This window comes from Arthrobacter sp. TMT4-20 (genome assembly GCF_054510775.1).
In genome coordinates this window covers 75770-100618 of the sequence record NZ_JBTNDW010000001.1, presented here as the reverse complement: position 1 = coordinate 100618, position 24849 = coordinate 75770, and the positions used below count along the sequence as shown (strand labels likewise).

Genomic DNA, 24849 nt, shown 5'->3' with positions numbered 1-24849 from the left:
TCCCGGACCACCCCTCCCACACTTGGGAGGGGTGGTCCGGGACTGGGTCTGCGGTGCCTGAATTCCGGTGCTGAAAAATAGTTGAAAAAAGTTTTCCTGGGGGCCCTAAATGGGGCCCTATTTTGTCATTACTGTCAGTGCTCGATGATGGAATGGAGGTATGAAAAGCAGTAAAGCCTCTGCTACCGGATCGGCATTCTTCCCCGATTCCGGCCCTGAGTTTGGCTCCGATTCTGGCTCCGATTCCGCTTCTGATAGCGGGTCCGCGAACACTGCCTCGGGTGGCTCGGGTGGCTCGGGTGGCTCGGGTGGCTCGGGTGGCTCGGGTGGCTCGGGTGCCTCGGGTGCCTCGGGTGCCTCGGGTGCCTCGGGGAGTGCGGGTGGGTATGGTCCGGGTGGTCCACTTAGCGTTGACGCGTTCTGGGAGGCACCTCAGGCCGACGGGCCTGGTAAGCCTGGTCCGGTATTTGGTTCGGGTGGGCGGGTGCGTTCCAGTGCGGAATCGCCGGCCTTGACCGGCCATCTTGGGTTGGCTGCGGTGGCGGGTCTGGACTCTGCTCAGACGGTGGACGCGTTGAAGGACGTCGCTGAGCTGAGGTCCTGGCTTGATGCGCAGGAAGCCAAGTTAGCTACCCGGGCGTTGGACCTTCAGGCCGAGCGGATTCACGACGGTCGTGGGGCCTTTGGATTTGATAAGCCCCTCGCCGCGGCGGAGGTCGGTGCCGCGTTGCATTTGCCGGAACGTACCGCGGGGTCCTTGATCGAACACAGCACCCTGCTGGTCCGGCATTACCCTTCCACCCTTCATGCTTTGGAAGCTGGCCGGTTTTCCCGTCGCCACGCGTGGGCTGTGGTGGAGGAAGTCATCAGCATCCCCCATACCTTCGCGGCGGCGTCGGCGGCGTTTGAGGACCGGCTTATTACGATGGCCGGGAAGATGACGGTTTCGAAGTTCTATTACCAGGCAGTGAGGCTTCGGGAGAGGCTGCACCCCGAGTCGATCAGCACCCGCCGTCAAAAGGCAGTCCTGGGCCGGTTAGTGCAGCTGAGTCCTGCCTACGACGGGATGGCGTGGCTCGAAGCCTACCTACCCACCGACCAGGCTGCCGGGATTTTCCACCGGGTCGATACCGCAGCCCGGGCCTTGCAGGGCCCGGACGAGGCCAGGACTCTCACCCAGCTCAGGGCCGATGTTCTGGTGGACGTCCTCACCAGTGCCGGACCCACTGGACACATGAGTCATGCACCCGACCCCGCTGACCCAGCTGCTGCCCCCGGCGCTAACCTTGGTGCTGCCGCTGGGACCCACCCCGGTGCTGACCCCGCTGGTGCCGCTGACTTAGGTGCTGCCGCTGACCGGGGCGGGCCGGGAACAGCGGACCCCGGATCCCGGTCGAACACCAGCCCCAGTCAGCCGGGGGAGGCCAGTACGTATTGGGGTGTGCAGGCGAAGGTGTTCGTCACCGTCCCGGTGTTGACTCTCCTCGGTGGGGATGCCCCGGGTGAGTTGGAAGGGTACGGGCCGATTGATCCCGAGACGGCACGGAAACTCGCTGGGCACGCACCATCGTTCACGAGGATCCTTACCCACCCCTTTACCGGGGCCAGGTTAGGCGCTGATGCGACCACGTATCGGGTCCCGCAGGACCTGAAGGATGCGGTCCGGGTCAGGGATGGGACGTGTCGGCATCCGGGGTGTAACCGGTTGGCGGTGTTCTGCGAACTCGACCACACCACCCCCTGGTCCCAAGGAGGAACGACCAGCTACGGGAATCTGGCGGCCCTGTGTAAACGTCACCACATGTTCAAAACCGAAGGCTACTGGCACTACCAACAACCCGAGCCCGGGACCATCATCGCGATCTCGCCTGCCGGCGAAACCTACCTCACCACAGCCGACCCACCCCCAGCACCACCACCCGACATACCCCCGCCCTTCTAGCCAAGTCAGTTCTCTCCAGTGCTGCCCAAGTGCCTTGATCTACTGAGACAGACCTGACCGCACTGCCAGGGGACTCCACCGTCGGTTCAGGAGCGTCGGTGCCCCCAGCCCCAGTTCAGCCGACGACTGTCCAATGTGGCTTTCACCTTCGGGCTTCTGGGGCCGGGCGAAGGTCCTAGGCTGAGATTGACGTCATTTTGGGTTGTGGATAAAGGTTTGCAAATCTTTGGATTCGGTTATTCTGGTGTCTTCGATTGGTTCGACTCGCACCGTTTCTCGGGAGTCACAGTGCCACAGCCTCGCAGCACCTTCGGTTCGCGGCGGACGACCGCCGCGCTGGTCATGATCCCTGGTCTTTTGATGGTGGGGTGCCAGGCCGATCCCGGTGCGCCGGGGCCGTCAACTCCGGTCGTCTCTACTTCGGCCGACACGTCGCCGAGTCCCTCCCAAGGCTCCACCCTCACGGCACCCTCCACGCCCGAGCCGAGCCCCGCATCGTCTAATGGCCCGGCGGCGAACATCCCGGTGCCAGAGAAGCCGCCCCTGGCCGATGAGAATTCGGTCGAGGGCCTTGAAGCCTTCACCGAGTACTGGTTTGAGCTTTTCAGCTACGGATATATCACCAACGACTGGGCTGAGTTCCTGGAGATCACTGACACTGGGTGTGGGACATGTATGAATGTCGTCGAGGGCGTAGAGGACCATTTTTCTACTGGCGGTTGGGTAGCTGGTGGTGACGCAGAGGTCATTAGCTTTTCGTCTGAATTCGAAGCCAACACAGCTGGTTCGATCAATTCATTTGTCGAAGTTGGGCAGGACCGGGTGACGATGTTCTCCCCGTCTGGTGGTGAAACGGGGGAGTCACCGCCGTCCGATCCGAGCATCGACGTCGTGATCGCTATCTATGAGGAAGACCGATGGATCATGCTCGACTTTGGATCCCCTGAGGGGACATGAGTCTAATGAAATCAGTGTTTCAGTTTGGTGCGATTGCGGTGTTGGTGGGGCTTATTTTCTCGCTTTTGACGGCGGCCCCTGTTCGAGCCTCCGAAAGCGAGTCGGGGATCACGTTCGACGAGTCCGATGTCAGCGCGAGGAACGTTACCCGTCAATCTGTATCGGGTTCGGAAGGAACAAAGTCGACCGAGTCCTCGGACGCCTCGAGTGCCAATCTTCCGGTGGATGACGGGGTGGATTACACGTATGAGCGGGTGTGTACTGCTGGGGCGCAGGATTTTATGGACCCTGCGTATTGCGTGCAGTTGAATGCTCAGTGTGATGCGCAGGCGGATGGGGTATTGGTGCAGTGGATTGAGGTGAATCGCAATGTTAGTCCGCCGACGCGGACCGCGACGGGTCGTAGTGGTTGTTTGTATCCGGGGGCCCCGCCGACCGCCCCGACGGCGGCGACGCTGGAAGAAGCCCCTATCGTCATTACGTTGACCGAGTTTGAGAGCCAACCGATTATCGCTGCCGGTGTGTTTTCTCAGCCGGATCATTTCGGACTGCGGAATGCGCACAGCAATCTTTATGCCGTGGCGCAGGAGCAGGAGTTCACGTTTGAGTTCCAGAACGCTCAGATTCGGCTTCGTGCGTGGCCAGTGTCGTATGAGTGGTCGTATGGTGACGGTTCGAGCCTGGTCACCACCGATCCTGGGTCGGCGCTGCCCGGGGACGGCTTCGACGTTGAGACTTTAACTAGCCACAGGTATTCCGAAACGGGCGACTACCTGGTCGGGCTGGATACGCTCTTCGCTGGGGATTATTCGGTGGATGGTGGTCCGTGGTTGCCTGTTGCGGGTCAGGCAAGGGTTACTTCGGAGCCGCATTTGATGAGTATTTGGCGCAGTGAGCGGCATAGCGTGGCGGAGACCTGTTTGGAGAACCCACAAGGCATCGGATGCTGACCACAGGACGGCCCAAAAGCCAACCCAGTTAGTGTCCACTAACTGGACGAGGTGTCCATATAGTGAGACGCCAGGTGTCGCCGTTTGACACCCCCAAAAGGTGAGTGGAAACTACAGATATGCAGTTCGAATCCGTAGTAGTCCTTCTTACCAAGCGCGTGGCCTAAAGCCCGACTGGTAACACTACGTCACGCGCAACCCCTCACGGAGCCAACCAGGCTGAGGGGTTTTTTTGTTCCCATCCGACGCAAAGCGCACGACACCCGCATTACACGAGCAGTATCGATTCATCAAGGAAGTCACCAATGTCCAAGGGATCGCCCTCCAGCCCCACGCTGATGGCCAAACCAACCGCTCCGGCGGCCCCGGCGCGCAGCCACACCCGTGACTCAGTGCAAGCCGTCCAGCCCACTGCCGTCCGAGGCCCCAACACTGTAGTTCCGCCCACGGAGATGCTCGGATCGGAAGCGATCGTCCGCTCTCTCGAGGAGCTAGGCGTCGACGACATCTTCGGCCTTCCCGGCGGAGCCATCCTTCCGACTTACGATCCATTGCTCGCCTCCACAAAACTCCGGCACATCCTGGTGCGCCACGAGCAGGGCGCCGGGCACGCGGCCCAGGGCTATGCCATGGTGACCGGCCGGCCGGGTGTCTGCATCGTCACCTCCGGCCCCGGCGCCACCAACCTGGTCACCGCCATCGCCGACGCCCACATGGACTCCGTTCCGATGGTCATCATCACCGGCCAGGTCAACAGCGCAGTGATTGGCTCGGACGCGTTCCAAGAAGCCGACATCGTGGGCATCACCATGCCCATCACCAAGCACTCCTACCTGGTCACCAAGGCAGCCGACATCCCTCGGATCATTGCCGAGGCCTTCCACATCGCATCCACCGGCCGCCCCGGCCCGGTGCTCGTCGACATCTCCAAGGATGCGCAACAGGCGACGACGACGTTTTCCTGGCCACCCAAGATCGACCTGCCCGGCTACCGGACAGTGGTTCGCGGTCACTCGAAGCAGGTTCGCGAGGCAGCCCGGCTGATCAGCGAATCCCAGCGCCCGGTGTTCTACGTGGGTGGCGGTGTCATCAAAGCCCACGGTGCCGCTGAACTGTTGGAACTGGCTGAGCTTGTTGGCGCACCCGTAGTCACTACGCTGATGGCGCGCGGCGTGTTTCCCGATTCGCACCAGCAGCACGTCGGCATGCCCGGCATGCACGGCTCAGTGTCAGCCGTGACCGCGCTGCAGCAATCGGACCTGCTCATCACACTGGGCGCCCGGTTCGACGACCGGGTCACCGGTGTCCTGTCCACCTTCGCACCCGGTGCCAAGGTAATCCACGCGGACATCGACCCCGCCGAAATCTCTAAGAACCGCACCGCCGACGTTCCGATTGTCGGCTCGGTCAAGGAGATCATGCCCGAGCTCACCAACGCCCTGCGCGAGCAGTTCGCAGCCACCGGCGCGCCGAACATCGACGCCTGGTGGACCATGATCAACCGGCTCCGCGAAACCTACCCCATGGGCTACACCCAGCCCGACGACGGCCTGTCGGCACCGCAGCACGTGATCAAGCGGATCGGCGAGATGACCGGACCCGAAGGGGTTTACGCCGCAGGCGTGGGCCAGCACCAGATGTGGGCTGCACAGTTCATCAAATACGAGCGCCCCCACGCCTGGCTGAACTCCGGTGGCCTCGGCACCATGGGATACGCAGTGCCCGCAGCAATGGGTGCCAAGGTGGGTAATCCGGACCGGGTGGTCTGGGCGATCGACGGCGACGGCTGCTTCCAGATGACCAACCAGGAACTGGCCACCTGTGTGATCAACAACATCCCCATCAAGGTGGCAGTCATCAACAACTCGTCCCTCGGGATGGTCCGCCAATGGCAGACTCTCTTCTACGAGGGCCGGTATTCGAACACTGACCTGAACACGGGTCATGACACGGCCCGGGTACCCGACTTTGTGAAGCTGGCCGACGCCTACGGGTGTGCGGGCCTCCGCTGCGAACGGGACGAAGACATCGATGCCACCATCGCCCAGGCGTTGGAGATCAACGACCGTCCGGTGGTCATCGACTTCGTTGTCAGCCGCGACTCAATGGTGTGGCCGATGGTCCCCTCGGGGGTCAGCAACGACCTCATCCAGATTGCCCGTAATATGACCCCAGACTGGGAGCAGGAGGACTAACATGGCTCGTCACACGCTTTCCGTTCTGGTGGAGGACGTTCCCGGCGTCCTGACCCGCGTCGCAAGTCTCTTTGCGCGCCGCGCGTTCAACATCAATTCTTTGGCAGTTGGCCCCACCGAGATCCAGGGTATGTCCCGGATCACGGTAGTGGTCGAGGCCGAGGGTGACCTGCTGGAGCAGGTCACCAAACAGCTGAACAAGCTCATCAACGTGATCAAGATTGTTGAGCTGGTTCCCGATTCCTCCGTGCAGCGCGACCACATCCTGGTCAAGGTACGGGCAGATGCCGCAACACGGCTGCAGGTAACCCAGGCAGCCGACCTGTTCCGCGCATCGGTGGTCGACGTCTCAACCGACGCCCTGATCATCGAAGCCACCGGCACCGCCGAAAAACTCACAGCACTCCTGTCAGTGCTGGAGCCGTTCGGGATCCGCGAAATTGTTCAGTCAGGAACCCTGGCCGTTGGCCGCGGGGCAAAGTCCATGAGCGACCGCGCCCTACGCAGCGCCTGACACCTAACGGCAGTTCCACCCAAAAGACCACAAGCTGGACTCCAGCAAGAAAAAACACAGGAGAAAACCAAGTGACTGAGTTGTTCTACGACGACGATGCAGACCTTTCAATCATCCAGGGCCGCACCGTGGCTGTTATTGGCTATGGCAGCCAGGGGCACGCGCACGCGCTGAGCCTCCGCGACTCCGGCGTCGACGTCCGTGTTGGCCTCAAAGAAGGCTCGAAGTCCCGCGCCAAGGCGGAGGCCGAGGGTCTTCGCGTGCTGAGCGTCGCTGACGCCACCGCCGAGGCCGACCTCATCATGGTTCTCACCCCGGACCAGGTGCAGCGCCACGTGTACGCGGAGGACATTGCCCCCAACCTGCAGGCCGGCGACGCCCTGTTCTTCGGTCACGGTTTCAACGTCCGCTACGGCTACATCAAGGCACCCGCCGACGTCGACGTCGCTCTGGTCGCGCCCAAGGGCCCCGGCCACATTGTGCGCCGCGAGTTTGAAGCCGGCCGAGGCGTCCCCGATCTGATCGCCGTCGAGCAGAACCCGTCCGGCAAGGCCCGCGAACTGGCGCTGTCCTACGCCAAGGCCATCGGCGGCACCCGCGCCGGAGTCATCGAGACCACCTTCACCGAGGAAACCGAAACCGATCTCTTCGGCGAGCAGGCAGTCCTCTGCGGTGGCGCATCACAGCTCATCCAGTACGGTTTCGAAACCCTGACCGAGGCCGGCTACAAGCCGGAGGTCGCCTACTTCGAGGTCCTGCACGAGCTGAAACTGATCGTCGACCTGATGGTTGAAGGCGGCATCGCCAAGCAGCGCTGGAGCGTTTCCGACACCGCTGAGTACGGCGACTACGTCTCCGGCCCCCGCGTCATCGACCCCTCGGTGAAGGAAAACATGAAGGCTGTCCTCGCCGACATCCAGAGCGGTGCCTTCGCCAAGCGCTTCATCGACGACCAGGACAACGGCGGCAAGGAATTTGCCGAGCTGCGCAAGAAGGGTGAGGACCACCCGATCGAGGCCACCGGCCGCGAACTGCGGAAGCTCTTCTCCTGGATCAAGACGAACGACGACTACAACGAAGGCTCAGTAGCCCGCTAGATACGGTCGTTTCCTCGACACAGCAACAGCACTCGGCCAGGGCCCTTCGGAGTCCTGGCCGAGTGCTGCGCTGTGGCGTCGTCCGGCCCGCTGAGTAACAAAGCGGGCCCGGGCGCACCGCCCATTTAGACTTGCCACATCCCCCCGAATTGTCTAACTCACACAGCACAGCAGCGAAGGATCACCCCCGTGACCAGCAAACCCGTAGTTCTCCTTGCCGAAGAGCTGTCCCCAGCCACTGTTGAGGCCTTGGGCCCCGACTTTGAGATCCGGCAGACCGACGGTTCGGATCGGGCCCAGCTGCTCGCCGCAATTGTCGACGTCGACGCCATCCTCGTCCGCTCCGCCACCCAGGTGGATGCCGAAGCCATCGCCGCAGCGCCGAACCTGAAGGTCATTGCCCGCGCCGGCGTCGGCCTGGACAACGTCGACATCAAAGCCGCCACGCAGGCGGGCGTCATGGTGGTCAACGCGCCCACCTCCAACATCATCTCCGCCGCCGAGTTGACCGTCGGCCACATCCTCAGCCTCGCCCGCCACATCCCGCAGGCCAGCGCAGCGCTCAAGGGCGGCGAGTGGAAGCGTTCCAAGTACTCGGGCATCGAACTGTACGAGAAGAAGGTCGGCATCATCGGCCTCGGGCGCATCGGCGCCCTCGTCGCGGCCCGCCTGCAGGGTTTCGATACCGAAATCCTCGCCTACGATCCGTACATCACCTCGGCCCGCGCCGCCCAGCTCGGCGTCCAGCTCGTCACCCTGGACGAGCTCCTTGAACAGTCAGACTTCATCACCATCCACATGCCGAAAACCCCCGAGACGCTGGGCATGCTTGGCGAGGCCGCCTTCAAGAAGATGAAATCCTCGGCTTACGTCGTCAACGTGGCCCGCGGAGGCCTCGTGGACGAGGCAGCGCTGTTCACCGCGTTGCAGTCCAACGAGATTGCCGGCGCCGGCGTCGACGTTTTCGTCACCGAGCCCAGCACCGACCTGCCGTTCTTCACCCTCGACAACGTGGTGGTCACCCCGCACCTCGGCGCGTCCACCGATGAGGCGCAGGAAAAGGCCGGCGTGTCTGTTGCCAAGTCGGTCCGCCTCGCCCTGGCTGGTGAACTGGTGCCCGACGCCGTCAACGTGGCCGGCGGCGTCATCGCACCTGAGGTGCGCCCGGGAATCCCGCTGATCGAGAAGCTGGGCCGGATCTTCACCGCGCTGACCCACGATTCGCTCACCCAGATCGAGGTCGAGGTCGCCGGCGAAATCGCCTCCCTGGATGTGAAGGCGCTGGAGCTCGCAGCCCTCAAGGGGGTCTTCACCGATATCGTCTCCGAGCAGGTTTCCTACGTGAACGCTCCGATCCTCGCCGAACAGCGGGGCATCAACACCCGGCTGGTCACCACCCCCGAATCGGAGGAGTACCGCAACGTGCTCACCATCAGGGGCGCGCTGTCGGACGGATCGCAGATCTCGGTAGCGGGCACCCTGACCGGCCCCAAGCAGATCGAGAAGCTGGTCGGCGTCAACGGCTACGACCTGGAAATCCCGATCAGCGAGCACCTGCTGGTCCTGCTGTACCAGGACCGTCCCGGCGTGATTGGTACCCTCGGTCGCCTGCTGGGGGAGAAGGAAATCAACATTGCCGGCATGCAGGTGGCCCGCAACACTGAGGGCGGCCAGGCCCTCTCCCTGTTGACCGTCGACAGTGCGGTTCCGCAGGACGTGCTCGACGCCCTCAAGGAAGCGATCGGCGCGACGGTGGCACGCGAGGTGGATCTGCAGAGCTAGCCACCCAAATGCTTCAGGGCCTCTCTCCGCGACAGCGGCGAGAGGCCCTTTTCATTGTCCTGAACGAAGGCCAGCACCCAGCCGGGATCCGTCTTCGCATACTCCCTCAGCGCCCACCCGATCGCTTTGCGGATAAAGAATTCCTTGCCGTAAAGACTGTCCTCAAGGTTCACCCCGACGACGTCGGCCAGCAGCGCAGCGTTGGTTTCCCCCTTGCTGGGGAGCTGGCACAGGATCGCCGTCCGGCGTACCCAGAGGTGGCCGTCGCGGGCCCAGGACCGCATCAGCGGCGTCACGGTTTCCGGCGCGGCCCGCAGGATAGGTCCCACACCGCGACTGGCGATCACGTCGATGAAGTCCCACCAGGCGCCGGTCTCCACCAGTTGGCGGTACAGCGTGAGGGTCTGCTCATCCTGATAGCCGCTGTAGCGGCGGTGGGTCAGAAGGGCGACGGCGGCGTACCGTTCCTCCCGAAAAGTTGCCCCGTCCCACAGTTGGCGGACCGCCCACTCCCACTGGGCCCGGTCCGGAAGCGGGTGCGCAGTGAAGACTTCCCGGCAGATCACTTTGAGCGGCTGGGACGACACCCCGAGATAGGGCATCGCGGATTTCATGTACGCCTGCATCCGGGGCGCCTTCGCGGGGTCGGCAACGGTTCGCAGCCGGTCGCGTACGGCAGCGACCAACTGTGTTGCTTCAGACGCCGGCCCGGGGGCGGAACCGTCGTCGTCGTGCGCCAGATCAGGGACCATGCCACGGACGTTACCAGCGGGCTGCCCGGTCACGAAGCGACAAGGGACAGGAAAACAGGGTAATTTCTTTAGGTGACATCCACAGAGCAGCTGCCCCCGTATTACCTCACCACCGCGATCTCCTACCCCAACGGGATCCCGCACATCGGCCACGCCTATGAGGCGATCGCCACCGACGCACTGGCCCGGTTCAAGCGCCTCGACGGCTACGACGTGATGTTCCTGACCGGCACCGATGAGCACGGCCTGAAGATGCAGCAGACCGCCGACCGCGAAGGCATCCCCGTCCGTGACCTAGCCACCCGCAACGCCCAGGCGTTCCAGGCCATGAACGACGACGTCGGCAGCTCCTATGACCGTTTCATCCGCACCACTGACGCCGACCACTACGCCGCTGCCTCCGCCATCTGGAAGCTGATGGAAGCCCGCGGCGACATCTACCTGGACAAGTACGCTGGCTGGTATTCGGTGCGGGACGAGGCGTTCCACAGCGAGGACGACACCGAGGTGCGCGACGACGGCGTCCGCTACGCCACCGAAACCGACACCGAGGTGACCTGGACGGAAGAGGAAAGCTATTTCTTCCGCCTTTCCGCCTACCAGGACAAGCTCCTTGCCCTGTACTCCGACCAGCCCGAGTTCGGTGCGCCCCAGTCCCGCTTCAATGAGGTCATCAGCTTCGTGAAGCGCGGCCTGGAGGACCTGTCCATCAGCCGCACCACCTTCGACTGGGGAGTGCCGGTCCCCGGCAACAAAGACCACGTGATGTACGTCTGGGTGGACGCGCTCACCAACTACCTCACCGGCGTCGGGTTCCCCGATACCGAGTCGGAACGCTTCAAAAAGTACTGGCCAGCCGACGTCCACGTTATCGGCAAGGACATTTCACGCTTCCACGCCATCTACTGGCCTGCGTTCCTGATGTCCGCAGGGCTCGAGCTGCCGAAACGGATCATGATCCACGGATTCCTGTTCAACAAGGGCGTGAAGATGTCCAAGTCGCTGGGCAACACGGTCGCGCCGAAGGACTGGGTGGAGCAGTACGGCCTCGACCAGGTCCGGTTCTTTCTGCTGCGTGAGGTGCCCTTCGGTGCTGACGGGTCCTACAGCCATGAGGCGATCGTGGGCCGGATGAACTCCGACCTCGCCAACAACCTGGGCAACCTCGCCCAGCGATCATTGTCGATGGTGGCCAAGAACTGCGACGAGCAGGTGCCCTCGCCGTCGTCGTTCGCGCCGGCCGACGAGGCGATCCTGGCGCAGGCCAACGGGCTCCTGGAGTCGTCCCGTACCGCGTTCGACCGGCAGGAATTCTCCCGCGCGCTAGAACTGAGCTGGGGAGTGCTGGGCGACACGAACGCGTACTTCGCCGACCAGCAGCCCTGGGTGCTCCGGAAGACCGACCCCGAGCGCATGAACACGGTGCTGTACGTGACGCTGGAGGTGCTCCGGATCGTCTCGATCCTCGCTCAGCCGGTCATGCCCGACGGCGCCGGACGGCTCCTCTCGGCGCTGGGCCAGGGCACCGGGCCCGACGACGTCGCCCGCCAGTTCAGCGCAATCGCCACGCCGTTGGTGGCCGGCACGGCGTTGCCGGCACCGGCGCCGATCTTCCCGAAGTACGAAGAGCCCGCCGAGGGCTAACCTCGTCGAACAGCGAGAGCTGGCGACTCGCACGAGCTTTGGGGCGGGTTTAGCGGGCCGCCAGATCTCGCGTCTCGGCGGGTTTGTTTGGCAGGCGGCTAGTGGTCGCCGGAGAGAAAACGCTCGGGCGCCGTCTCCCGCATCACGTGCGCGAGTTGTTCCTGCTGTTTGCGGGCCCGATCGGCCAGGTGGCGCAGCTGTTCGGCGTCTAGCTCGGTCGAGCCAGCCTCGGTGAGGGCGCCCAGGGTTTCCCACATGCATTCCTTGCCGCGGACAATACTCTGCAGCGCCTCAAGTTCCAGCTGTGCGCCGCCGCCCTTGTCCGAGCGGCGGAGGTTCAGGGGATTGAGTTTGCTCAGCTGCGCGCCAACCTGCGCGATGACCATCTTGACCTTGCTCGGCGTGTAGCCGAGGGAGCTGATGATCTGCGCGAGTTCGTCCCGTTCGCCCGAGATCTCCTTGGTGAGCGAGGCGAAGGTCTGCTCATGCTTGGTGCCGCACCAGGATTCCTGGGCCGTCGAAAACAGTTTCACTCCGGAAGCAGATGCCACCAGGTGGTCATCCAGGTAGGCCGACAGCCTGCTGGAGTCGGCTGGGTTCGAGTTGCTGCGGGGGGTCGGGGAGTGATCCATGGGTAAACCTTTCGAACGGAACCTGCAAAGAATAATGACCCCCATCTTCGCAGGTTCCGCCCGGCTTGGCCCGGCTCGGCACACCCGGGATTCACGCCGTCAGGGTCACGCCGTCGCGAGTCCCTCGACCGGTGACAGCCGAGCCGCCCGGCGGGCCGGCAGCACCGACGCCAACAGTGCCGCGACGACGGCGACGGCGACCACCCCCACCAGCTGCGCCCAGGGGATCGACGGCGTGACCGGGGTGATTGCACCAAGCGCCGACTGCACGCCCAGCCACCCATACACCACCCCGAGCAGGCACCCGAAGGCGGCAGCGACGCCGGCAATGAGGACCGCCTCGACGGCGAGCATCCCGCGCAGCTGACCACGAGTCAGGCCCAGCGCGCGCAACAGGGATGATTCCCTGGTGCGTTCGAGCACCGACAGCGACAGTGTGTTCGCGACGCCGATCAGCGCAATCAACACGGCGACGGCCAGCAGCGCCGTGACTACCAGCAGGATGACGTCGATGATCTCGTTGAAGGAGACCCGTTCAATAGCAGCGCCATTGACCTGATATTCGGAAACCCTCAGCGCCTCGACAATCTCGGACCGCAGCCCAGTCACTCCGGCAGCATCAAGTGAGTCATCGAGTTTCAGCCACAGAATGCTCGTCTCATCGCCCAATGCCGCAACGCCCGGCAGGGGAGCCGCCCCGAGCGCCGCCGCCGTGGCCTCAGTGATGGCCGGAACGAAAATCTGGGTCTGGGCTTCCCGGACCGGGAGAGTGACCGGTCCTGTCGCACCCTCGAGCGTCACCTCGGTGAGCCCGGAGTCCTGCGGCATGAACACCACGTCGTCCACCAGCTCAAGTCCAGTATTGCGAAGCACGGACTCCGCCTCGTCGGGGGAGATGGCGTACACGGGCAGGGTGCCGGCTGCCTCGTCGGAGACAGCAGCGACCGAGAGGGCCATCGCCGCATCCACGCCCGCCAGCTGCTGAACTGTTGTCACGGCAGCGTCAGCAGCGGCAGCGTTTCCGACCTCCTGGACCGCGAGGTCCACCGGGTAATTGGCGCCGAGCTCGGCTTCAAACGCGGCCCGCGAGGTGTGGGCGCCGGCCATCATCATGGTCACCAGGGTGACGCCCACCAGCAGTGCGCTGGCGGTGGCAGTGGTCCGGGCCGGGTTGCGGACCGCATTGAGCGCCGCGAGCCTACCCGGCACTCCCAGCGGTGCCGCGAGCCGGCCGACGGCTGTCACGAGGGCAGGCAGGAACAGGGAGGCGCACAGCAGCACGCCCACAAAGGAGAACACACCGCCGGGTAACGCGATCAGCAGTGCCGATGAGACGGCGCCCACCCCGAGCAGTCCGGCGCCGAGCAGCACGAGCAGCAATCCAATGGCCAGCCGTATCCTGCCCTTGCGGGTCCCGGTCGTGGCGTCCTCGGCGGGACGTAGCGCCTCGAGGGGGGCGACAGCGGTCGCGGCGCGGGCCGGGACAAAAGCGGCGGCCAGGGTCATCGCGAGGCCGACGATGAGGCTCACCAGGATGGCCGAGACCGGGATGGCCAGGGTGGCGAACTCGGTACCCTCCTGCGCGGCTGCAACAGAGACGAGGGTAAACATCACTCCTGCGGCGAGAAGCACCCCGAGCACCGAGGACACGAGCCCCACCACAGCGGCTTCGAGCAGGACCGAGTGGCGGATCTGACGCCTCGAGGCGCCAATGCAGCGCAGCAGCGCAAGGTCACGGGTTCGCTGTGCCACCAGTACGGAGAACGTGTTGGAGATGACCAGCACGGTCACCAGGACGGCGACGATGGCGAAGGCCAGCAGGATCACCGTCAATTGGTCAGTCCCTCCCGAAAGAGCCGCCACGTCTGCAGTCACCTGTTCGGCGCTGGTGCGAACCTCGGCCGAGACGCCTGCTGCTGCGAGCGCAGCTGTGGCATCGGCACTGACGGCTGAGGGATCGGCAGTTCCGAGGAGGGCCAGCTGGGCGATGGTGGCCTGGGGCGGTTGCTCGCCGGGGGACAGGACGCTCAGGGTCTGCACCAGGTCCGGCGCGGCGTAGACCTGCGGCAGACCGGAGAGATAAGGGTCGGCCGAATCCTCGGTGATCCCCGTGAGCGTCACTGTGACGGTCATGGGAGGGGGTGCGTCGCCGCCGACGAGCGAATAGTAGGACTGCTCCAGAGCGTAGGTGTCGCCCACCGTCATCCCCAGCTCGGCGGCCGACGTCTTGTCGATACTGATTCCCGAACCGTCGGCGGGGAGGGCCCCGTTGACCATGGTCGAGGTTTGAAGTTCAGTCGGGGCGGTGCTCAGGACGAAGACGTCCGCCGGCCCCGAAGGAAGCTGCAGCGTCGAGAGGGTCCGTTGCGCGGCGTGGACGGCCGACACCCCGTCAATACCGGACAGCAGCTGCTCGGTTTCCAGTGCTGACTGACCGCCGTCGCCGACGGTGACCACCAGGTCAGCCTTCGCGTAGGTGGCCCCGATGCTTTGTTGGAGGGTGGCCTGCGTAGTGCCTGAGACCATCAGGGTCGCGGCCAGGAAGCCGACGCCGAGCATCACGGCCAGCCCCACCGCAACAAACCGCCTGGCGTGAATCCGGAGTTGGGCAAGTGCAACCTGCAGCATCGCCTAGGCCCCCAGTCCGGCGAGAGCCTGCGAGATGACGTCGGGTGTGCTGCGGTCCAGCTGGCCCACCAATTCGCCGTCGTTCATCAGCAGGACGCTGTCGGCATAGGAAGCGGTCACGGGGTCGTGGGTCACCATGATGATGCTCTGCCCCATTTCCCGCGTACTGCGGCGCAGCAGGGAGAGTACCTCGGCGCCGGAGCGGGAATCGAGGTTGCCGGTGGGCTCATCGCCGAACAACACGTCGGGGCGGGTCAGGAGGGCGCGGGCCACCGCCACCCGCTGCTGCTGGCCACCGGACAGCTCATGCGGCCGGTGCGTGAGCCGGTCGGCCAAGCCCAGGGTGGCACAGACCTCGGTCAGCCACTGACTGTCCACCGTGCCACCCGCAAGCGCCACCGGCAGGGTGATGTTTTGTTCGGCGGTCAGCGTGGGGATCAGGTTGTAGGCCTGGAACACGAAACCGATCCGGTCCCGCCGCAGCCGGGTCAGCTCATTGTCGGACAGCCCGGTGAGTTCGGTGTCCCCAATCCGGACGCGGCCGGAGTCCGCGGTGTCCAACCCTGCCAGGCAATGCATCAGGGTGGACTTGCCGGACCCCGAGGGGCCCATGATCGCCGTGAACCGGGCGCGTTCGAAGGTCACGCTGACCTCCTTCAGGGCGTGCACGCGGGTGTCGGCACGCCCATAGGTTTTGGAGAGCGAGTCGGCTGACGCGGCCGGCTGGGAGGCAGCGGACGACGTCGAAGGGTGGTCGGCGGTGTTGGCGGAAATTCTCATGCTTCAACGCTAGGGCGGCAGTCTTCGTGGCGGATCAGCCTACGGTCCGGTCTCCGCTGCTGCCTTCCTCATCCCGCGGGATGAGTCATCCCAGTGCTCCGGGACGAGGAGATTCAGGGCTAGGGGTGCACCACGCCGGTTTCATAGGCGATCAGCACAGCCTGCACCCGGTCCCGGGCCTGCAGCTTCGCCAGAATATGGCCCACATGGGTTTTCACTGTCGCTTCGGACAGGTAGAGGCTGCCGGCAATCTCGGGGTTGGACAGGCCTCGCGCGATCAGTCCGAAGACCTCCCGCTCACGCGCCGTCAGGGACTTGACCGACTCGGCGTTGGCGCCCGCAGCGGGGGAGGATCGGCGCAGCATCGGAGCCACATGATCCAGCAGCCGCCGGGTGGTGGAGGGAGCAATCACCGCGTCACCGCGATACACGGTGCGGATCGCCTCAAGCAGTTCCTCCGGCGGCGCATCCTTGAGCAGGAAGCCGCTCGCACCCGCCTGGATCGCGGCCAGTGCGTACTCGTCGAGATCAAAGGTGGTCAGAACCACAATCTTCGGACCGGTCCGTTCCGCCGCCCCGGTCAGGCGCGACGCCTGCTCCAGGATGCGGCGGGTTGCCTCGATGCCGTCCATTCCGGGCATCCGGACGTCCATCAGCACCACGTCGGCACTGGTGGCGTTCAACGCGGCCACCGCTTCGGTCCCGTTTCCCGCCTCGCACACGACGCGCAGGTCGGGCTGGGAATTGATCAGCATGGTGAAGCCGCTGCGGACCAGCCGCTGGTCATCCACGAGGGCCACCCGGATGACCGGTTCGCCGGTCACCTGGTCATCCGTCAGCTGGCAATCCGTCACTGGGTTATCCGTCACTGGGTAGTTTGTCACTGTCATGCTTCCGTGTAGGGGATGAATGCGGCGATGCGGTATCCGCCGCCAGCAGGGGCGACGGCGGTCAGCTCCCCGTCGTAGAGTCCGAGCCGTTCCTGCATGCCCTTGATGCCCTGCCCTGCGCCCGCAGAGGTGGGATCGGCGCTGGCTCCGCGACCGTCGTCGTCAATGGTGAGGTTCAGGCCCCGCGGGGTCCAGGCCAGGGCGACGACGGCGCGGGCGTCGGGTCCCGCATGTTTCAGCACGTTGGTGAGGGACTCCTGGACCACGCGGTAGGCGGTCAGCTCGGCCCCGGCGGGGAGCTCACGTCGGCTGGTGCCGTCCACCGAGTAGGCGGTGGTCAGCCCGGCATGCTGGACCGTTTCGATCAGGGCCCGGACATCTGCGAGGGTCGGGAGCGGCCGCGTCGATGTTTCCTCATCGCCACGCAGGACGCCCAGCAGGCGGCGCATCTCCCGAAGTGAGGCCCTGCCGGTGTCGGCGATGGTGCCGAGTGTCGCTGGCGCCACCGTGGGGTCTTGCACGCTCGCGTATCTGGCGCCGTCGGCCTGGGTGATGATGACCGAGAGGGAGTGGGCCACGATGTCGTGCATCTCGCGCGCAATGTGACTGCGTTCGTCGGCAGCAGCCAGATCCCGTTCCTGCTGGCGCTCCACCTCAAGGCGTCGGGTGCGGTCTTCGAGGGCCTGCAGGGTGAGTCGGCGGTTGCGTGCCAGATCGCCGAATGCCCAGCACAGGAGAACCAGAGACTGGACCAGGACGGCGATCACGACGAACAGGGGAAGTGACGCGTCCCGCATCTCGAAGGGGCTGATTCCGAAGTAGGCGCTGTACCTGAGTAGACCGGCGAAACAGCCGACTGAAGCCACCGCAAGTCCGCCCAGACTCGCCCAGCGGGGAGCGTAGGCAGCCAGGGCATAGAGGGCTATCAGCACCGCCGCCTGAGCCGGAACTGGCATCACATAGAAGATGAGTTGCAGCACCGAGACGGCCGCGATCAGTCCCGCAGCGTGGACGGGTCGGGACCGCCGCCAGACGAGGGGAAGAACCAGCCCGGCTGCGGCGAGCATTTCGAGCGGCACGGCGGAGGAGAGCAGGGTTGGCGCGACGAGGATCACCAGCAGCACCACCGTAAGCGCCAGGTCCACGCGGCCCGGGTGGGCGCGCAGCACACGAGCGAGACGGTGGTGGAGGTCCATGGGAGTCAACTCTAGGCGGTGCTAATCCCCTAAACATCAGTCCCTGGGTGGAGACCACCCGGCGGGGAGCTGTCAGGCGCATCTCACTAAGTGAGACGAGTTGTCCATCATATGAACCCTGAATAATCTGTTCCTATGAGCGAACCATCTTCAACAGTCCAGCTGGCAGTCATCCCGGGCGACGGAATCGGCCCCGAGGTCATCGCAGAAGCCGTCAAGGTACTCCACAGTGTCACCGCGAACCTCGACACCACCTTCGCCCTGACCGAATACCAGCTCGGTGCCGAACACTGGCTCGCATCAGGTGAGACCCTGCCCGATGAGACCCTCGCAAAGCTTCGCGAACACGACGCGATCCTCTTCGGTGCGGTCGGTGCTGCCCCGGGCGACACCCGCATCCCCTCGGGCATCATCGAACGCGAGATGCTGCTGAAGCTCCGGTTCTCCCTCGACCACTTCGTGAACCTGCGCCCCTCACGGCTCTACCCGGGCATCGCGAGCCCCCTCGCCGCACCCGGCGACATCGACTTCATTGTGGTCCGTGAAGGAACCGAGGGGCCCTACGCCGGTAACGGCGGCATTCTCCGCGGTGGCACCCCCCACGAAATTGCCACCGAAGTCTCCCTCAATACCGCCCACGGCGTGGAGCGGGTAGTCCGGGACGCGTTCCGCCGGGCCAATGACCGTCCCCGCCGCCACCTGACGCTCGTCCACAAGCACAATGTTCTTGTCTACTCAGGCCATCTGTGGCGCCGGACGGTCGAAGCGGTCGCCGCCGAATTCCCCGACGTCACCCACGATTACCTGCACGTTGACGCCGCCATGATTTTCCTGGTCACCGACCCGGCGCGGTTCGACGTCATCGTCACCGACAACCTCTTCGGCGACATCATCACCGACCTCGCCGCGGCGATCACCGGCGGAATCGGGCTGGCAGCCTCGGGCAACATCAACATGGACCGCACCGCCCCCTCCATGTTCGAACCGGTTCATGGGTCGGCGCCGGACATCGCCGGGCAGCAGAAGGCCGATCCCACAGCGGCCATTCTGTCCGTCGCTTTGATGCTCCGCCACCTCGGGTTCGACGACGCCGCCGCGCGGGTTGAGCGCGCAGTGGACGACGACGTCGCCTCCCGCACCGGTGCGCCCCGCACTACGGCCCAAATCGGCGATGCGATCGCCGCTCTGGTGTCCTAAGCTGGTTAACCATGACAGCCACCGACCTGGAATTTAGCCAGCACCCCTCTGCCAACCCCAAATCCGATCAGGAACGGGCCGAGATTCTCGCGGACCCCGGGTTTGGAAACCACTTCACCGATCACACGGTTGTGGTCGATTTCAAGGCGGACACCACCGGTGCCGGCGGCTGGGGCAACGCGCGTCTGGAAGCCTACGGGCCTATCGCACTGGACCCGGCGGCAGCAGTGCTGCACTACGGTCAGGAGATCTTCGAGGGAATGAAGGCCTACCGTCACGAGGACGGATCGGTCTGGACGTTCCGGGCGGACCAGAACGCTGCGCGGCTGAACCGCTCTGCAGCAAGGCTGGCCCTGCCACAGCTGCCCGAGAACATCTTCCTCGAATCCCTCCGCCAGCTGGTGGCGGCGGACCAGAACTGGATCCCCACCCGGGAAGGGGAGAGCCTGTACCTGCGGCCCTTCATGATCGCCACCGAGGCATTCCTGGGGGTACGGCCAGCACGGGAAGTATCTTTCCGCGTCATTGCCTCACCGGCCGGAAACTACTTCGGTGGGGAACTGGCGCCGGTCGACATCTGGGTCTCACGCAACTACGCGCGCGCAGGGCGTGGCGGCACCGGCAACGCGAAGTGCGGTGGCAACTATGCCGCGTCCCTCGCAGCGCAGCTGGAGGCCGAGGCCCAGGGCTGCAAGCAGGTCCTGTTCCTGGACCAGTTCAATGACAACGCCGTCGAGGAACTCGGCGGAATGAACGTCTTCTTCGTGTTCAAGGACGGCTCACTGGTCACGCCTGCGCTGTCCGGGACCATCCTCGAAGGTGTCACCCGCTCATCGGTGATCCAGCTGGGCAAGGACCGCGGACTCACGGTCACCGAGCGGAAGATCACGCTCGATGAATGGCGTGATGGGGTGGCGTCCGGAGACATCACTGAAGTGTTTGCCTGCGGTACCGCCGCGGTTATCACTCCGATCGGTCAGCTGAAGGACGGTTCGGAAGTGATCGGTGCCCCTGATTCCAAGGCCGGTGCGGTCACCATGTCCATCAGGGAACAGCTGCTGGGCATCCAGACGGGTACTTCGCCTGACACTCACGGCTGGTTGACCCGCCTGGTCTAGCTCGCGACCATCCGATGGCCTCCACCCCGCAGCACGGGGGTGGGGGTCATTGTGGTGAGCCGGCCGCTAGGAGGCGAGCGGCAGCTTCGCTGAGGAACGCAGGAGGGCTGAGGTGTCCTCGACGGTCAACGGCTTACTGAAGTAGTAGCCCTGGCCCCCCACGCAGCCCATTTCCTTTAGCTTCTCGGCCTGCTCAAGGGTCTCGATTCCCTCGAACACTGCCTCCAGGCCCGCTGCCCGGATGAGTTGCAGAATCGCAGCAATGAAGCCGAACTGGATTGAACCGGTGGACAGCTCGCTGAGCAGTGAACGATCAACCTTCACCATGCTGACGGGAAGTTTCCGCAGGTAGCTGATGGATGAGTAACCGGTGCCGAAGTCGTCGATCTCGATGCACACGCCAAGCTGTTTCAGGCTCAGGAGCGAATACGTTTCCACCTCGCCGCCCGTTACCAGAGCTGTTTCGGTGATTTCCAGTACCAGCGCGACGGGCGGGATGTCGAACCGGCGCAATAGCCCCCGCACATAGTCCACCAGGTCGAGCTGCTGCAGTTCGACAGCCGAAAGGTTCAGCCGTAGCTGGAAATCGTCGTCGAGCTCCATTTCCGCGCGCCACAGCGAGTACTGGCGGATCGCCGACGCCATCACCCACCGGTCCAGCTCGATCACCGCGCCGATTTCTTCGGCCAGCGGGATGAATTCATCCGGCATGATGAAACCGCGGGTGGGATGGTTCCAGCGAACCAGGGCTTCCAGGCCGAGCACCCGGCCGTCACGCAGGTCGACCACCGGCTGGTAGTGAAGGCTCAGCTCATCCGACCGGATGGCGTCGCGGAGCTCGGAGGCAATCTGGCTTCTGAGCTGCCGCTGCAACAACATCACCGGTTCGAAGACCTTGATGGTGCTGCGGCCCTCCCGCTTGGCCACGTACATGGCGGTGTCCGCGTCCAGCAGGATACTCTCGGGACTCTGGCCAGGCTCGGCCAGCCTGACCCCGATGCTGGCACGGGAAAAGACATGCAGTTCGTCCAGCGAGATGCGGTCGCCCAGGGCGGCAAGAGCGCGGTTGGCGATGCGGAGCGCGATTTCCAGGGTCGCCTCGGGGACCAGGATGGCAAATTCGTCCCCGCCCAGGCGGGCGACGGTATCGGTGTCCCGGATGACGCCGACCAGACGGTTGGCGACCTCCTGCAGAACCCGGTCGCCGGCGTCGTGCCCAAAACTGTCATTGACGTCCTTGAAGGAGTCAAGGTCCAGCAGGATCAGGGCCGGCGGTGTGGCATCACCATCGGCCGCCAGCTCATCCTCCAGTTTGGCGAGGAGTGCAATCCGGTTATCCAGCTGCGTCAGCGCGTCAGTCATGGCCATGGCGCGCATGTCCAGGTGCGCCTGGTGGAGCATCGCAGTGCGGCTCTCCACCCGATCCTCGAAGTCACGGTGCACCAGTTCAAGCTCTTCGGCGAGCAGGTTGAAGCCGGTGATAACGGCGTCGACGTCGTCCCGCGCCGCGGAGGGCTCCATCCGGGTGCTGAGATCGCCGCGGGAGAGCCGAACGATCCCATCGACCAGCATGGCCAGTCGGGGATCGGTTTCATTGTCAGGCATGCGGGCAACTACCTAACCAGGCCATTGCCTCGGACTCAGTGGTGAAAAAACGGGTGGGGCAGGGCGGCGGGTCACCGCCCAGTAAAAAGTTGGCCATAACGCTGTCCACGGGGGAGGCACCCAGCACGGCTATCGCCGAGGAAGTGCGGGAGCTGGTGAAGACTGCCCGTGCATCGCGGCTGATCGACCCGACCCCGGAGATCTCCAGCAGCACCGGTCGTAGACTGCCATTGGCGATCGACCGCGCGCGCGCAGCGTGCGTTTCAGCGATCTCACCGGTGATGTCCACGCCCTTCGGCATGACCAGCCGGATGACGTTGCCCGGGTGGCCTTCGCCTGATTGATCGCTCTGCACATTGATAGCCGACATGTTCCCCTTCACTTCGACTGCGACTGTCCTCCAACCAGGTAGGTAGCGGATTGACGGCTACCTCGAAGAAATCCGTCGGCGGCGGTCGTTTGATCCCCGGAGGTCACGGTTGAGGCGGCGGTCTCCGTGGTACAGGATGGAGGACCAATCTGCTTCTTCAGGTGACTTCTCAATAACCGGTGACTTCGTCTCGCGCTTCTTGCGAGGCGGTACGTAGAGCCAGTTTAGGACGCCGAGAACCATGTCCACAATTGAATTGTTTACCCCAATGTAGGCGCGAATTGCCCCAGCCGCCAGCACCGCGTTCAAAGCAGCGAATGCAGCGTTGCCCCAGTTCCCCTGCTGCACATCGCGCCACAGGGTCAGGAGGGAGAACGCGACAATCGCGTAGGGGATGAACACGTAGAGGGCAGGGGCGGCGGTGCGGTCCTTGACCTTGGGTGTGCGAACAAACGGGATCTTCTCGCCGGTGAACGCCTGCTGGATGGATTTCAGGACCCCGGCCAGGTTCACCGGAAGCAGCACAATATTGAAACCATAGATCCTGAAGATGTCGCTGAAGCGGTGCCCGCAATCGCGGAGATCGCTACCCATCGCGAGGAAGTACGGCATCGCGGTCATGAAGACCAGTGGACTGAGGAGCCTGCTGTCGTAGGGGTACCCAAGGAGGAACAGCAGGCCGAAGCTCGCCCAGGCGATTGACGCCATGTAGTTGACCCGGAGCAGTACCTCGCGGACCAGGATCCGGTCCCGGCGGTAGCGCCGGTCCTGCAGCTGGTTCCACAGCTTCGGAAGGATCAGCAGCCCGCCGTTGGCCCAGCGGCGTCGTTGGACCACCAGGGAGCCAAAATCCGGGGGAGTCGCGCTGTAGCTAAGGCGCTCTGGATAGTTGACCAGCGTCCACCCGTGGGCACCGAGGTCAACACTGGACTCGGTGTCCTCGATGACGGTGCGGTCCTGGATGTAGGTGTGGATCTCGAACCCGCCAACATCCTCGACTTCGAGGATGTCCATCAGCGCTTCCTTGCGGATCACGGCGTTGGCACCCACCCAGAAGGTGGCGCCGTAGTAGGACATGCCCTGGTGCAGGATGTGCTGGATGTCGGTGGTCGCGCCGGCGACTCGTTCAATTCGGGTCGGGGCTCCGCGGAAGGAGGAGTAGGGGGTCTGCGTTACTGCGACCCGCTCGTTTCCGGGGGACTCCAGCAGGTAGACCAGACGCAGGCAGTAGTCCCGGAGGAGTAGCGAATCCGCGTCGAGGGTCAGGAGGTACGTGGAGTCTGGCACGTCCAGATCCACCTGGGCGGGGCCTTCGGCTGGGCGCAGAATGGTTCCGCTCGGGGACTCCTCGCGGTGCCACCGCTTCCCCATCAGGGAAATGTAGGAGTTGAGGTTCATCGCCTTGTTGGCTTCGTGGGACAACGAGGCGAACATCTTGCGTTCGAACGTTTCCAGCCGGGCCGTGAAGATGCGGCACAGCCGGAGGTACAGCTCAGTGACCCGGTCTTCGTTGGGCTGCTCGCCCTGCGCACGCGCTGCGGTGAGGCCGAGTACCGTCAGGCGGAGCTCCCGGGCGAGGCCCATCAGTACCAGGTCGACGAAGAACTCATCCACGTGGTCTTCAACCCGCTCGAGGGCCGCCATGTCTTCCAGCCAGGTGGCCGCTGCAATGTACTCGTTGGTGAGGACTTCGAGTTCGTCCACACCGGTTGGGCCCGGCGACATAAGTCGTTCACGGTAGCTGGTCAACGCGTCGTTGAAACGGGTGGAGGGCTCAAGCAACTGGGACTCAATGCCCTCGGACAGCTCGCGGGTGATTTTCAGGCGCTCGGCCACCACCGGATCGGTGGGGTGCGGGGGGTCATCGAGGAGCAGGACAACGCGTAGGTCGGGAAACTCCTGGAGCGCAGCCGACCAGAGGGTTGCCCGCACCACCTGTGGCTCTTCGGCGTAGGACGGCACCAGGACGGTAATGCCCTCGTCGTAGTGGGCGAAGTGGCGGTCAAGCTCGCCGCGCGGCACCCGCTTGTGGTCCCGGAACCGGTACAGGGCACCCTGGCGTGCCACCAGGTACAGCAGGGCGGAGAAGGTGAGGAAGGTGACGACAATCAGGTACGACACCGCTTCGAACTGGAAGCGGAAGCCGGCGGTGGGGTTGTCGATCAGCTGTCGCAGGATGGTGGTGACAACGTAGGAGCCCCACCCAACCATGGTGGCCACGATGGCCAGGCGGCCTAGCGCGATCTTTCGACGCGACGGCGTGGGATGGACGATTGAGAGCGGCTCGGACCGCTTCTCGGCACCCCACTGGCGCTTGCGCGCGGCCGGAACTGATTCTTTACTTTGTTGCTCAGAGGCAGCAGCCACTTTGTGATCCTTCATCTCGCTCCCCAGCGACTCGATTGCAGGATCGGACTTTGCCGCTCCCATCGCAGATGGCTTTCGCCTTTCCACCCGACGAGTGGGATGATCTACGATCATTGAGCGACTCCACGCAGCGGCGGTACGCCGGATGCAGTCGTCCTATGACGGTGCAACACTAGCACTACGATTCGACACTATAGTGTGTTACTAACGTAACAGTTTATATTTCAACTTTC

At 64.2% G+C, this 24849-nt stretch carries 19 protein-coding genes; 10 read left to right on the top strand and 9 right to left on the bottom strand.

All coding sequences use genetic code 11. The features are described from left to right. The first annotated feature begins 160 nt into the window (after window positions 1–160). The 7 genes from ACX80Z_RS00425 to serA all read left to right on the top strand — a co-directional run bounded on the left by ACX80Z_RS00425 (window position 161) and on the right by serA (window position 9437). Window positions 161–1942 (top strand): HNH endonuclease signature motif containing protein, encoded by a 1782-nt coding sequence (locus ACX80Z_RS00425; protein WP_459314560.1) that lies wholly within the window; start codon window positions 161–163, stop codon window positions 1940–1942. Between the two features lie 288 nt (window positions 1943–2230). After that, window positions 2231–2899, top strand: a complete 669-nt coding sequence (locus tag ACX80Z_RS00420) for a DUF6318 family protein (protein WP_459314559.1) — start codon at window positions 2231–2233, stop codon at window positions 2897–2899. 5 nt (window positions 2900–2904) lie between these two features. Next, window positions 2905–3849 carry a PKD domain-containing protein gene (locus tag ACX80Z_RS00415; protein ID WP_459314558.1) on the top strand — a complete coding sequence of 315 codons (945 nt, stop codon included), beginning with the start codon at window positions 2905–2907 and terminating at the stop codon, window positions 3847–3849. Window positions 3850–4154: 305 nt separating this feature from the next. Then, the gene (locus tag ACX80Z_RS00410) at window positions 4155–6044 is read left to right on the top strand and encodes an acetolactate synthase large subunit (protein WP_024476080.1); all 1890 of its coding nucleotides are present in this window, start codon (window positions 4155–4157) and stop codon (window positions 6042–6044) included. A 1-nt stretch (window position 6045) separates the two neighbouring features. After that, window positions 6046–6558 (top strand): acetolactate synthase small subunit, encoded by a 513-nt coding sequence (gene ilvN, locus ACX80Z_RS00405; RefSeq protein WP_019483047.1) that lies wholly within the window; start codon window positions 6046–6048, stop codon window positions 6556–6558. Window positions 6559–6629: 71 nt separating this feature from the next. Next, window positions 6630–7655, top strand: coding sequence for a ketol-acid reductoisomerase (gene ilvC, locus ACX80Z_RS00400; protein WP_459304782.1), 1026 nt, complete (start codon window positions 6630–6632; stop codon window positions 7653–7655). A 189-nt stretch (window positions 7656–7844) separates the two neighbouring features. After that, on the top strand, window positions 7845–9437 hold the full coding sequence (gene serA, locus ACX80Z_RS00395) for a phosphoglycerate dehydrogenase (RefSeq protein ID WP_019483045.1): 1593 nt from the start codon (window positions 7845–7847) through the stop codon (window positions 9435–9437). Here the strand turns inward: serA and ACX80Z_RS00390 are convergent. Then, window positions 9434–10222, bottom strand: coding sequence for a DNA alkylation repair protein (locus tag ACX80Z_RS00390; RefSeq protein ID WP_459314557.1), 789 nt, complete (start codon window positions 10220–10222; stop codon window positions 9434–9436). The two genes, serA and ACX80Z_RS00390, sit on opposite strands and share 4 nt — an antisense overlap. 39 nt (window positions 10223–10261) lie before the next feature. On the opposite strand from ACX80Z_RS00390, the gene metG reads away from it, so the two are divergent. Then, the gene (metG, locus tag ACX80Z_RS00385) at window positions 10262–11833 is read left to right on the top strand and encodes a methionine--tRNA ligase (RefSeq protein WP_116779124.1); all 1572 of its coding nucleotides are present in this window, start codon (window positions 10262–10264) and stop codon (window positions 11831–11833) included. 98 nt (window positions 11834–11931) lie between these two features. Here metG and ACX80Z_RS00380 read toward each other — a convergent pair whose 3' ends face one another. The 5 genes from ACX80Z_RS00380 to ACX80Z_RS00360 all read right to left on the bottom strand — a co-directional run bounded on the left by ACX80Z_RS00380 (window position 11932) and on the right by ACX80Z_RS00360 (window position 17959). Beyond that, window positions 11932–12465, bottom strand: coding sequence for a hypothetical protein (locus ACX80Z_RS00380; protein WP_459314556.1), 534 nt, complete (start codon window positions 12463–12465; stop codon window positions 11932–11934). A gap of 105 nt (window positions 12466–12570) precedes the next feature. Then, window positions 12571–15093, bottom strand: coding sequence for an ABC transporter permease (locus ACX80Z_RS00375; protein WP_459314554.1), 2523 nt, complete (start codon window positions 15091–15093; stop codon window positions 12571–12573). Between the two features lie 3 nt (window positions 15094–15096). Then, window positions 15097–15873: an ABC transporter ATP-binding protein gene (locus ACX80Z_RS00370; protein ID WP_459314553.1), complete on the bottom strand. Its 777-nt coding sequence runs from the start codon at window positions 15871–15873 to the stop codon at window positions 15097–15099. A 119-nt stretch (window positions 15874–15992) separates the two neighbouring features. After that, window positions 15993–16763 carry a response regulator gene (locus tag ACX80Z_RS00365; RefSeq protein ID WP_459314552.1) on the bottom strand — a complete coding sequence of 257 codons (771 nt, stop codon included), beginning with the start codon at window positions 16761–16763 and terminating at the stop codon, window positions 15993–15995. Then, the gene (locus tag ACX80Z_RS00360) at window positions 16760–17959 is read right to left on the bottom strand and encodes a sensor histidine kinase (protein WP_459314551.1); all 1200 of its coding nucleotides are present in this window, start codon (window positions 17957–17959) and stop codon (window positions 16760–16762) included. The genes ACX80Z_RS00365 and ACX80Z_RS00360 overlap by 4 nt, the downstream gene beginning before the upstream one ends. 135 nt (window positions 17960–18094) lie before the next feature. On the opposite strand from ACX80Z_RS00360, the gene ACX80Z_RS00355 reads away from it, so the two are divergent. After that, a complete protein-coding gene (locus ACX80Z_RS00355; RefSeq protein WP_019483037.1) occupies window positions 18095–19156 on the top strand; it encodes a 3-isopropylmalate dehydrogenase in 1062 nt (353 codons plus the stop codon). Window positions 19157–19167: 11 nt separating this feature from the next. Then, the gene (locus ACX80Z_RS00350) at window positions 19168–20274 is read left to right on the top strand and encodes a branched-chain amino acid aminotransferase (protein ID WP_024476091.1); all 1107 of its coding nucleotides are present in this window, start codon (window positions 19168–19170) and stop codon (window positions 20272–20274) included. A 66-nt stretch (window positions 20275–20340) separates the two neighbouring features. Here the strand turns inward: ACX80Z_RS00350 and ACX80Z_RS00345 are convergent, their stop codons facing one another. From ACX80Z_RS00345 to ACX80Z_RS00335, 3 genes are read right to left on the bottom strand one after another with little or no spacing between them, the layout of a single operon-like run. Next, a complete protein-coding gene (locus tag ACX80Z_RS00345; RefSeq protein ID WP_459314550.1) occupies window positions 20341–21879 on the bottom strand; it encodes a putative bifunctional diguanylate cyclase/phosphodiesterase in 1539 nt (512 codons plus the stop codon). Continuing rightward, window positions 21872–22249: a SpoIIAA family protein gene (locus ACX80Z_RS00340; RefSeq protein WP_459314549.1), complete on the bottom strand. Its 378-nt coding sequence runs from the start codon at window positions 22247–22249 to the stop codon at window positions 21872–21874. Before ACX80Z_RS00340 ends, ACX80Z_RS00345 begins: the two co-directional genes overlap by 8 nt. Window positions 22250–22306: 57 nt before the next feature. Beyond that, window positions 22307–24631, bottom strand: a complete 2325-nt coding sequence (locus ACX80Z_RS00335; RefSeq protein WP_050994955.1) for a glycosyltransferase family 2 protein — start codon at window positions 24629–24631, stop codon at window positions 22307–22309. Window positions 24632–24849: the final 218 nt, after the last annotated feature.

What these genes read in the sequence shown, in the direction of transcription:
- ACX80Z_RS00345 (WP_459314550.1), bottom strand. Translation starts at nt 21,879, where the DNA reads ATGCCTGACAATGAAACCGATCCCCGACTGGCCATGCTGGTCGATGGG.
- ACX80Z_RS00415 (WP_459314558.1), top strand. Translation starts at nt 2,905, where the DNA reads ATGAAATCAGTGTTTCAGTTTGGTGCGATTGCGGTGTTGGTGGGGCTT.
- ACX80Z_RS00355 (WP_019483037.1), top strand. Translation starts at nt 18,095, where the DNA reads ATGAGCGAACCATCTTCAACAGTCCAGCTGGCAGTCATCCCGGGCGAC.
- ACX80Z_RS00365 (WP_459314552.1), bottom strand. Translation starts at nt 16,763, where the DNA reads ATGACAGTGACAAACTACCCAGTGACGGATAACCCAGTGACGGATTGC.
- ACX80Z_RS00425 (WP_459314560.1), top strand. Translation starts at nt 161, where the DNA reads ATGAAAAGCAGTAAAGCCTCTGCTACCGGATCGGCATTCTTCCCCGAT.
- ACX80Z_RS00350 (WP_024476091.1), top strand. Translation starts at nt 19,168, where the DNA reads ATGACAGCCACCGACCTGGAATTTAGCCAGCACCCCTCTGCCAACCCC.
- ACX80Z_RS00375 (WP_459314554.1), bottom strand. Translation starts at nt 15,093, where the DNA reads ATGCTGCAGGTTGCACTTGCCCAACTCCGGATTCACGCCAGGCGGTTT.
- ACX80Z_RS00380 (WP_459314556.1), bottom strand. Translation starts at nt 12,465, where the DNA reads ATGGATCACTCCCCGACCCCCCGCAGCAACTCGAACCCAGCCGACTCC.
- ilvN (WP_019483047.1), top strand. Translation starts at nt 6,046, where the DNA reads ATGGCTCGTCACACGCTTTCCGTTCTGGTGGAGGACGTTCCCGGCGTC.
- ACX80Z_RS00410 (WP_024476080.1), top strand. Translation starts at nt 4,155, where the DNA reads ATGTCCAAGGGATCGCCCTCCAGCCCCACGCTGATGGCCAAACCAACC.
- ACX80Z_RS00340 (WP_459314549.1), bottom strand. Translation starts at nt 22,249, where the DNA reads ATGTCGGCTATCAATGTGCAGAGCGATCAATCAGGCGAAGGCCACCCG.
- ACX80Z_RS00370 (WP_459314553.1), bottom strand. Translation starts at nt 15,873, where the DNA reads ATGAGAATTTCCGCCAACACCGCCGACCACCCTTCGACGTCGTCCGCT.
- ACX80Z_RS00360 (WP_459314551.1), bottom strand. Translation starts at nt 17,959, where the DNA reads ATGGACCTCCACCACCGTCTCGCTCGTGTGCTGCGCGCCCACCCGGGC.
- ACX80Z_RS00335 (WP_050994955.1), bottom strand. Translation starts at nt 24,631, where the DNA reads ATGAAGGATCACAAAGTGGCTGCTGCCTCTGAGCAACAAAGTAAAGAA.